The sequence below is a fragment of the Arthrobacter sp. H41 genome (genome assembly GCF_000520535.1).
Classification (GTDB): Bacteria; Actinomycetota; Actinomycetes; order Actinomycetales; family Micrococcaceae; genus Arthrobacter_D.
The window spans coordinates 1-8,597 of the sequence record NZ_AZRZ01000422.1 but is presented as its reverse complement, the minus strand read 5'-3'; the positions used below and the strand labels follow the sequence as shown (position 1 = coordinate 8,597).

Sequence of the window (8,597 nt, the reverse complement as noted above, 5' to 3'; positions counted from 1 at the left end):
GGTCCACCGAGCCGTCGTCGCGCCCGGCCTGGCGCTCACTGAGCACCCGGTTCACCGCGTCCTGGGTATCCGTGATCGGCACGCGCCGGAGGGTGACTCCCTGCTCCTTGGCTGCCGGGGCGAGCACCCGGTCCACGTAGGCGTTGCCCTGCTCGTCTCCCCCGTACATCCACAGATCGACGGTCTGGCCCTCCGCCTCCGTCTGAACCTCGTCGAAGCTCCTGAAGCTTTCCGCCGGTTCAGCGGTAGCTCCCGAACATGAGGTGAGCAGCAGTGCCAGCGCTGCTGCGACCAAGGACAGGGCAGGACGGCGTCGAGGTGAAACCGGGGTGAAGAGGCTGGTCATGGGCGTCCTTAGACTGGTGGGGGTGCTGTTTCCAGTATCCTCGAAGCGGGGTCGGCGCCCGAACGAGCCGAACGGGCCGAGCCGGGCAGCCGATGGCGGGAGACCATGCAGGAAGACCACGCGCGCCGCCGCGCACCGTTCCTTACCCCGCTCCGACGGGTCCTGCTGCTGGCGGCGATCATTGTCGCGGCGACTGTGGTGGTCCTCACCGTGCCCATTCCGGACGTGGATGGGCTGCGCGCGCTGGTGGAGCAGGCCGGCTGGTGGGGTCCCGTAGGCTTTGTTGCCGGTTACGCCGCCCTGACTCTCGCCCCTGTTCCCAAGAATGTGCTCTCCATCGCCGCCGGTGTGCTGTTCGGTTTCGGCCCCGGGCTAGGGATCGTCTACTGCGCGGCGCTGCTGGGCGCGTCCGCGGCGTTCTGGCTGGGACGCGCACTTGGCCGCGACGCCGTCGAGAAGTTCACGGGCACCCGGGTGGAGAAAATCGACGCCGCCCTTAGCAAGCGCGGATTTCCCGCCGTCGTTGGGGTCCGGCTGGTTCCGGTGCTGCCTTTCACCGCGATCAATTACTCCGCCGGGCTCACCGCACTGGGCTGGTGGCCCTACTTCCTGGGGACGATGCTCGGCATCCTCCCCGGTACCGTGAGTTTCCTGGCCCTCGGTGCTTTCGGCCTCGAGTTCGGATGGCCCGCCCAGGTAGCCACAGCTGCCCTCGGCGTGCTCACCCTCGCGGGTTTGATCGTCGCCATGCGGTCCCGGCGCAGGAACAGGACACCTGATGTTTGATTCGCGCCTTCGACCCCTCCTCGCACCCGCACTGGACCGCGCCGCGGCCCGGCTGGATGTTTCGTGGATCACCCCGAACCGCCTGACCGGACTCAACCTGGTCCTCGGGCTGGCCAGTGCAGGCCTCGCAGCAGGCCAGATGTGGGTCCCCGCCCTTGCCGCGTGGCTGCTCTGTCGGCTCGCGGACGGACTGGACGGGCCGCTTGCACGCCGCAGGGCGCGGTCGAGTACGGCGGGAGCGGATGCGGGGCAGGGCGGGTTCTGGGATATCTCCGCGGACTTCGTGGTCTACGGTGCCACCGTGGTCGGGGTTGCCATCGGAGCTACCGCCGGTTTTGGCGCCCCGTGGCTTCCCTTCCTGCTGGTGTTGTTCGCCTACTACATCAACGGCAGCGTGTTCCTCGCCTTTTCCTCTATCGCGGAGAAGAGCGGCCGGCAAATCGATGACGGCCGCTCACTGTCCTTCCTCGGTGGCCTGGCGGAAGGTGCGGAGACTGTCCTGGTCCATAGTCTTTGGCTGTTGTTCCCGGCTGCGGCGTGGCAGATCGCCTCGGTGTGGGCGATCCTGGTCCTGGTCAGCGCCACACAGCGGATCGGAGCCGGTTACCGGCTGCTGCGCTGAACCCCTACCCCGCACCTCCTGCCCTCGGCCCCTTGACTTCCGCCCCCGACCGTCAAGTGCCGGTCGGGTTCAGGACCGCCGGTTGCGCCAACGATTGAATTTCACCAGGCCGGTCATTGCGGTGCGGACCAGAGGAGAGTCGAGCGCCGTACGCGCATCGGCGATGGCCGCATTCCACAGGGCGTCGTTATACGTGGGATAGGGATGGGTGACCCCTGCGAGGTCCCGCGTGGTGAGCTTCTGGTGCACGGCAAGTGTCAGTTCCGCCAGGGATTCCCCGGCCCGGGGTCCCACGATCGTTCCCCCGAGAATCCGCCCGCCCTTGCCGATCACCAGCCGGGTGAAGCCCGAGGTCTGCTCCTCGGTGATGGCCCGATCCGTCTGCGCGTGCTGGATGGTCGAGGTGGTCTGATCCTTGCCGTCAGCCGTGGTGACACCGACGGCGGCAACCTCGGGGGAGGTGAAGGTTACCCGCGGAACAATCGTGCTGACCGACCGGTGTACGCCCAGGACGGCATTGGAGGCTGCGGTGCTCGCATAAACCCCTGCCAGATGGGTGAAGTCGGGGTGCGGTGTCACATCTCCCGCCGCCCAGATCCTCGGATTCGACGTGCGCATTGCCGCACCCACCACCACATGGCCGGCGTCGTCGCACTCCACACCCACGTGCTCCAGCCCCAGGCCTTCGGTGCGGGCCTTCCGGCCGGTAGCCACCAGGATGACGTCCGCATCGAAAGCCCGTCCGTCACTGGTGTGGACGACGCTTCGCGGATCGCCACCGCTGCTGTTGCCGTCCTCGGGAACCGTGCTGATGCTTTCGGTCTCCACTCCTTCAACGATTTCCACGCCGTCTTTTTGCAGGCTGGCTCCCACGATCGTCGCGGCGTCGCGGTCCTCTTTTGGCAGGATCTCCGAGCGCACCAGCATCACCACGGCCGAGCCGAGCCGCGCGAAGGCCTGTCCCAGCTCACAGGCGATCGGGCCTCCCCCGATGATTACCAAGCGGTGCGGGAGTTCCACCAGGTCCCACACGGTTTCCGATGTCACCATCGGAGCCTCGTCCAATCCCGGAATCGGTGGTACCAGTGGTGCGCTGCCGGTCGCGATCAGCGCCTGCCGGAAACGGATGGTCTTCCCGTCGATGTCGGCTTCACCGGGAGCCGTGAACCGGACCGTACCGGTCACAACTGACGCACCGACGGCTTCCAGCGACGCCGGAGAATCATCGGGTTCGATGGCAGCGATGGCCTCCAAGATGCGTGCCCGCACCTCTGCAAAAGCCGTTCCACGGCCACCGAGGGAGCGCTCAGCCACCGCTTTACCTGCCGCGGAGAGGAGAGTTTTGGACGGGACACACCCGGTCCACAGGCAGTCCCCGCCCGTGCGGGCGGATTCGACCAGGACCGTGTCCGCGCCGAGCCGGGCTGCGGTCTTCGCTCCCACGATCCCGGCCGTACCACCGCCGACCACCAGCAAATCGATGATCCCATCCTTGCGTTCCATTGAATCTCCATCTCGTCGTCGGTTTCTACGGATTTTCCCTCACCATAAGCTGTAGGCACCGCGGCCGGCCCAACCGAGCCCCGCCCCCGATACGGAAGTGATCCTGATCGCCGGAAAATACCGCAGCATCGCACCCCTGTACGACCTGCTCTCGGCCGAATGGCCTGTGTATCGGACCGGCAGGAAGATCGGCATCGAATCCCTGGACCTTCATCCCGGTGACCAGGTCGTGGACATCGGGTGCGGCACCGGACTGAATTTCGGGATCCTTCATCACCGGATCGGCCCCGGGGGCATGATTGTGGGCATCGACCGCAGCCCGGACATGCTGGCCCAGGCCCGGCGGAAGGCCACGCGTAAAGGCTGGACCAACGTCATTCTCATCGAGGCGGATGCGACCACGCTCACGCCTGCCGCCATCTGCGCCAGCATCGCACTTCAGGGAGGGCGCGAGTATTCGGAGGCTGCGCTGGCGACCTACGCCCTGTCCCTTATGGCGGACTGGGAAACCGCCTGGACCAACATGATCCTCATGTCCTCTCCGGGCGCTTCCATGACCGTGGTGGACATGCAGGAACCCACCGGCCTCTACTCCCTGATGTCGCCTCTGGCCCGGGCTGCATGCCGCCTTGGCGGAGCCGACATCACCGCCCACCCCTGGACCGGGGTCGAACGGGACTGCGCCGACGTACAAGCCGCCTCCGCACGCGGCGGGCATCTCCAGATCCGCACAGGCTCTCGCCGGTAACACCCCCGATTGCTTACCTGTCCAATCCGGTGAGCTTTCCTGCGAGAGCCACCAGATCTTCGGCTTCGATGTCGGGGTCGTTGAAATAGGAGGGGTAGGAGGCACCGGTACGGTTGATCCACGCGGTGTGCAGGCCGGCGGCGCTGGCGCCGTGGATGTCCCAGGGGTGCACGGCGACGAGCAGCAGCCGGTCGACGGTCTGCCCGGTCTCCCGGGCCGCGTAATCATAGGCTTCGCGGGCAGGTTTCCACCGGGGAGCGTCCTGGACACTGAGGAGCCGGGAGAATTCTTCTCGGACCCCACCCCGGCTCAAGAGGTCCTCGGCCACCGAGGTGGCACCGTTGCTGAGAGTCACCAGTTGCGTGATGCGGCTGAGCGCCTCGATCCCGGGCGCGGCATCCGGGTGAAGGGAGAGGTTCTTGAACACGCCCATGATGGAAGTGACCTGCTCCTGGAAGTCGCCCGGTCCTGAGGTCTGGGTGAGCAGGCGGTTGAGACTGTCGGTGGCAAGGTCAGCGAAGGCAGGATTGTCCCCGGCTGAGGTCAGGGCGAACCCGTCACGGAGGACTTCCGTGAACCACAGCCCGGCCAGGGAATCAGCTACCCCGGCGCGGGTGAACGCGTCTGCGAGAGGGCCCATGTCGGACAGGGTTTCATTGACGTCGAAAACGATGACGGACGGAGTGGTGAACATGGGGCTAGTCCTTTCGGGCTCCTGTAAGGAGCGAGTTGATGGCGTCGGCGATGTCCTGCGGATGGTCTTCGGGGGTGAAGTGCTTGCCTCCGGGTATCCGGGTCAGCTCCGCTCCGAGGTCTGCGGCGAGCCGCTCCCCGTACCTGACTTTTTGGAACGCGTCGGCTTCACCCCACACCACCCGTGCCGGCAGGTTCAGGCCCACCAACCGGTCCGAAATATCCAGGGTGTCCTGAACGTGGAGTGCGGCGACCTGGCGCATCATGCTCCGTGCCGCGCCGTGGGACACGTACGGTCCCCAGTGCTCCGCGAGGGATGCCAGGGCAATATTCCGGTCATCGTGGCCGCGGTGGATGAGCTGGACGAATGTCGGGTACATCAGCACCTGAGGCAGGAATGCCAGCACCGGTGCCACGCGCTGCATCGCCTTCAGACTGGGGATGGGCCACGAGTCGTAACACACGGAGTTGGTCAGGACCAGGCCCGCGAAACGCTCAGTTGCACGCACGGCGGCGATCTGCGCGACTCCCCCGCCGAGATCGTGGCCAACGAGGACCGGCGGTTCCTTCAGGTCAAGGGATTCGATCCACTCCAGGAGATATCCGGCCTGGGCTGAGAGCCTGAGGTCACGGTCCCTCCCGTCAGGGATGATCGATCCGTAGCCGGGCATCTCCCATGCCAGCGTCCGCCCGTCGACCAACGGCATCACGTGGCGCCAAAGCCGCGACGAGGTCGGAATCCCGTGTACAAGAACAACCGGCCTGCCCGTACCGTGCTCCACCCAGCGCGCGCTCATACCGTTCACTGTCGTCGATCGTGTCTCCAACAATTCCTCCATTCGCCTTGCCAGGCATCGCTTTTCAACAACGGTCGCGGGACCTACCCGTACTGTCAGCCTAACCAGACCGACACGCTTTCATAAGGGCAGCCCCAGCGTGTACGGACCGGAGCCAGCGCCTGATCATCCGGGCACCGAGCAGTACCTGGACTGCCGCGGCCGGTCGAAACCACCAGGAGCGCGGGACATCGATCATCCGACCCCGTGCGAAACTGACAAAAGCGACCAGGACCACGGGCAGGGACCAGGCCGTGAACGTCGCGGTACGCACAGTCCGGCTGGATTCGTAGTGCATGCTGAACCATGTCCAGAGGGCGGTGTCGGCGAAGAAATCAGCATATTGCCCGAAAGATGTTTCGGTGCCCGTCGCCCGGGCGAGTTTGCCGTCGACGAAGTCGCTGATGAGGGCAAGAACCGGCACCCACCGACCCAGGGAGTTCTCGAGAGCGGGAAGATTGGCCCGCATCAGCGTGATGATATTGGCCGGTCCCAACGATTTTCTTCCCTCAAGCAATCCCAGGTGACTCGCTGCGAGGGACCAGGTGACCATGACCCATTTCCAACCGGGTGCACCGGCACAAACACCCAGGAGGACGTGCAGGGCTGTTACCTCCAGCAGGGCCTGCGGGCGGGCGCGCGCCTGATCCACCGACCGCTGGGAAGCCTTGACAAGCAGCCCCACCCACGCCTCAAGGCCCCACCCGCCGGTATGAAGTTGGCTGAGAAGGTCATCGATCGCCTCACGGCTACCCGGCACGGCATGCCCGCTGCGCCCTGTCACCGGATTCGGGTTCGGGTTCGGGTTCGCCGGATCAGTCGTCATTGCCTCTCCCACCATTCACAACGGATTGCCTCCCCCGCCTGCCCTGCCGGGCGAAATTACTCCGACCCTAACATCGCCCACACCGCGACCCCGTGCCCCCTGTCCTGGTCCCTTGGTGAGTGGTTGATCGCGCCGGGGTAGGCTAGGCAATCCACCACAGCAGGCCGGGATGCTCATTGATGGAGGCAGCAATCGTGATAACGGATCTTCTTCGGGACCTCGAACGACGAACCCGGCCCGTACACCCCGAGTCACGTGCGGCGATGGACGCCCGGTGGGCTGGACTCCCCGATCACGTCAAGACCCCGAACCAGCTGCTCGGTCGAAGCGCCGTGGGGTGTGAGGGCACCCATGGTGTCTTCCCCAAATGCAATCTCACCTGTACACCGTGCTATCACTCCGCTGAGGCCAACCAGGTGCGTGTGGACGGAGGACACACTCTCCGGGAAGTGGAACGGCAGATGCAGTACCTCCGGTCCGTCCGTGGACCACGGGCACACGCCCAGCTTATCGGAGGCGAGGTCAGCCTGCTCGATCCGGACGATCACGCAGCAGCACTGGCAGTGATGCGAGCGAACGGGCGCGAACCGATGTCGATGACCCACGGCGACTTCGACTACGCGTACCTGCTGGCACTGGTCCTGGACGCCAAGGGTGAGCGCCGGTTCGATCGGGTGTCCTTCGCTGCGCACTTCGATTCGCTGATGCGGGGACGACGCGGCGCTGTGCGCCCGCGCAGCGAAGCAGAGCTGGATCCCTTCCGTTCGAAGTTCGCGCGAATGTTCGCGGACCTCCAGCAGGAACACGGCGTGCGCTCCTACCTCGCACACAACATGACAGTGACGCCGTCGAACCTCGAAGAAGTCGCAGGGGTGACCCGGTCAGTGCTGTCGATGCCCTACAACATGCTGTCCTTCCAGCCCGCGGCCTTCATCGGGGACAACCGGCGGTGGAAGGAAGATTTCGCCGAGGTACGCATTGACGACGTCTGGGAGCAGATTGAGAAGGGCGCCGGTCAGGAACTTCCGTGGCGGGGCACGCAATTCGGCGACCCACGCTGCAATCGTTACACCACAGGCCTTTCCGCGGCCGGCACCTTCGCCGTCGCCATAGACCCGGCCATCCCTGCAGACACCGCGGCACGTGACCGGCTCCTCAAGCACCACGGCGGCATGTTCTTCGGCGGGCAAACCCGCTTCGTACTCGCCGCACGTATCCTGCGCGCCGCAGCACGGTATCCGGGCGATGTGGCCGTGCTCCTCAAAATGGGCCAACGCATCATCGCGCGTGCCGGCGGCGCCCGGGCGCTCTGGCACGCCTGGCGGGGAAAAACCCTCGCCGTGAAAACCTTCGTAGTACACAACTTCATGGACGCCTCCGTGGTGGCACCCGCCTGGGCCCTGATAGAGCAGGGACAGATCAGCGACGACCCGGCAGTGCGGGAGGCCCAGGAACGGCTCGGCGCGTGCATGTACACAATGAGCCACCCAGAGACCGGCCAGCTCGTCCCCGCCTGCACCCAGCACTCCGTCCTCGATTCCACCGAGAACAAGCAATTACTCAAACTGCTACCACTGCGAGTCAAAACCAACTAACAATTCCATTACGCGGAACTGATGGATCAGCGGATCGAGGATTTCGTGATGCGCGAAGAGCTGATCATGCCGCGTATGGCCGAGCTCGACGTCGAGAACTGCCGACCGGCTGATTTCCCGGAGCCATGGCGGGTGTACGCGTGGATCCGCTACCCCAAGCCATCAGGGTCCAGACCCACGCCATCGCCTACACGAAGACAGCCGTGAAAATCCGGTTCTTCGAACCCTTTATTATGATCCAGCGCGAAGGCTGGGTGTGGCTGGGCGCTGTCACCCCGGCTCCTCCAGACTAACCACGGTGTTTCCGCGGCCAATGTCTCCGGCTGCCCGCACGTACGCGGCAGTGATGTAAGTCTCGACATCGACCCGGCCAAGACGCCATTGCCCACGGCCACCCACTTGAATGGCCGGAATCTCACCCGTGCGGATGAGTGCCCGGATGGTGGATTCTTTGGTGTTGAGTTCCTCGGCTACCTGCCGGAGGGTCAGGAACCGTAACGCCTTGACGGGCTCGTCCTCTGCACCGGGGCCCTTCCCTGTTTTCCCTTCGCTACTTCCCTTCATTTGTCTCCTGAACGTTTTTCCGACTGGTGTTCGGGGACGGCCGACAGTTCGGCTCGTAGGCGCATCGCTTCGGCTTCG

At 65.1% G+C, this 8,597-nt stretch carries 10 protein-coding genes; 4 read left to right on the top strand and 6 right to left on the bottom strand.

Going from position 1 to position 8,597, the window contains the following annotated elements; translation table 11 throughout:
• On the bottom strand, positions 1–346 hold a 346-nt coding region (locus Y705_RS22585), incomplete at its 3' end, for a type 2 periplasmic-binding domain-containing protein (protein ID WP_026531468.1).
• A 105-nt stretch (positions 347–451) separates the two neighbouring features.
• Here Y705_RS22585 and Y705_RS0100605 point away from each other — a divergent pair.
• Both Y705_RS0100605 and Y705_RS0100600 read left to right on the top strand, forming a co-directional pair.
• Positions 452–1,132 (top strand): TVP38/TMEM64 family protein, encoded by a 681-nt coding sequence (locus tag Y705_RS0100605; RefSeq protein ID WP_049822039.1) that lies wholly within the window; start codon positions 452–454, stop codon positions 1,130–1,132.
• Complete coding sequence (locus tag Y705_RS0100600; protein ID WP_026531466.1) at positions 1,125–1,754, top strand: CDP-alcohol phosphatidyltransferase family protein; 630 nt, start codon at positions 1,125–1,127, stop codon at positions 1,752–1,754. The genes Y705_RS0100605 and Y705_RS0100600 overlap by 8 nt, the downstream gene beginning before the upstream one ends.
• Before the next feature lie 69 nt (positions 1,755–1,823).
• Here Y705_RS0100600 and Y705_RS0100595 read toward each other — a convergent pair whose 3' ends face one another.
• Positions 1,824–3,257 carry a dihydrolipoyl dehydrogenase family protein gene (locus tag Y705_RS0100595; RefSeq protein WP_026531465.1) on the bottom strand — a complete coding sequence of 478 codons (1,434 nt, stop codon included), beginning with the start codon at positions 3,255–3,257 and terminating at the stop codon, positions 1,824–1,826.
• Between the two features lie 97 nt (positions 3,258–3,354).
• Between Y705_RS0100595 and Y705_RS0100590 the strand changes: the two genes are divergently transcribed.
• On the top strand, positions 3,355–4,005 hold the full coding sequence (locus Y705_RS0100590) for a class I SAM-dependent methyltransferase (RefSeq protein ID WP_216698687.1): 651 nt from the start codon (positions 3,355–3,357) through the stop codon (positions 4,003–4,005).
• Positions 4,006–4,018: 13 nt separating this feature from the next.
• Here the strand turns inward: Y705_RS0100590 and Y705_RS0100585 are convergent, their stop codons facing one another.
• From Y705_RS0100585 to Y705_RS16260, 3 genes are all read right to left on the bottom strand, one after another.
• Positions 4,019–4,699, bottom strand: coding sequence for a haloacid dehalogenase type II (locus tag Y705_RS0100585; RefSeq protein WP_026531463.1), 681 nt, complete (start codon positions 4,697–4,699; stop codon positions 4,019–4,021).
• A gap of 4 nt (positions 4,700–4,703) precedes the next feature.
• On the bottom strand, positions 4,704–5,525 hold the full coding sequence (locus tag Y705_RS0100580) for an alpha/beta fold hydrolase (RefSeq protein WP_026531462.1): 822 nt from the start codon (positions 5,523–5,525) through the stop codon (positions 4,704–4,706).
• 70 nt (positions 5,526–5,595) lie between these two features.
• Positions 5,596–6,360 carry a CDP-alcohol phosphatidyltransferase family protein gene (locus Y705_RS16260; protein WP_049822038.1) on the bottom strand — a complete coding sequence of 255 codons (765 nt, stop codon included), beginning with the start codon at positions 6,358–6,360 and terminating at the stop codon, positions 5,596–5,598.
• A 194-nt stretch (positions 6,361–6,554) separates the two neighbouring features.
• Between Y705_RS16260 and Y705_RS0100570 the strand changes: the two genes are divergently transcribed.
• Positions 6,555–7,955 carry a hypothetical protein gene (locus Y705_RS0100570; RefSeq protein ID WP_216698685.1) on the top strand — a complete coding sequence of 467 codons (1,401 nt, stop codon included), beginning with the start codon at positions 6,555–6,557 and terminating at the stop codon, positions 7,953–7,955.
• 270 nt (positions 7,956–8,225) lie between these two features.
• On the opposite strand, the gene Y705_RS16255 is transcribed toward Y705_RS0100570, so the two are convergent.
• The gene (locus tag Y705_RS16255; RefSeq protein ID WP_049822037.1) at positions 8,226–8,519 is read right to left on the bottom strand and encodes a helix-turn-helix domain-containing protein; all 294 of its coding nucleotides are present in this window, start codon (positions 8,517–8,519) and stop codon (positions 8,226–8,228) included.
• Positions 8,520–8,597: the final 78 nt, after the last annotated feature.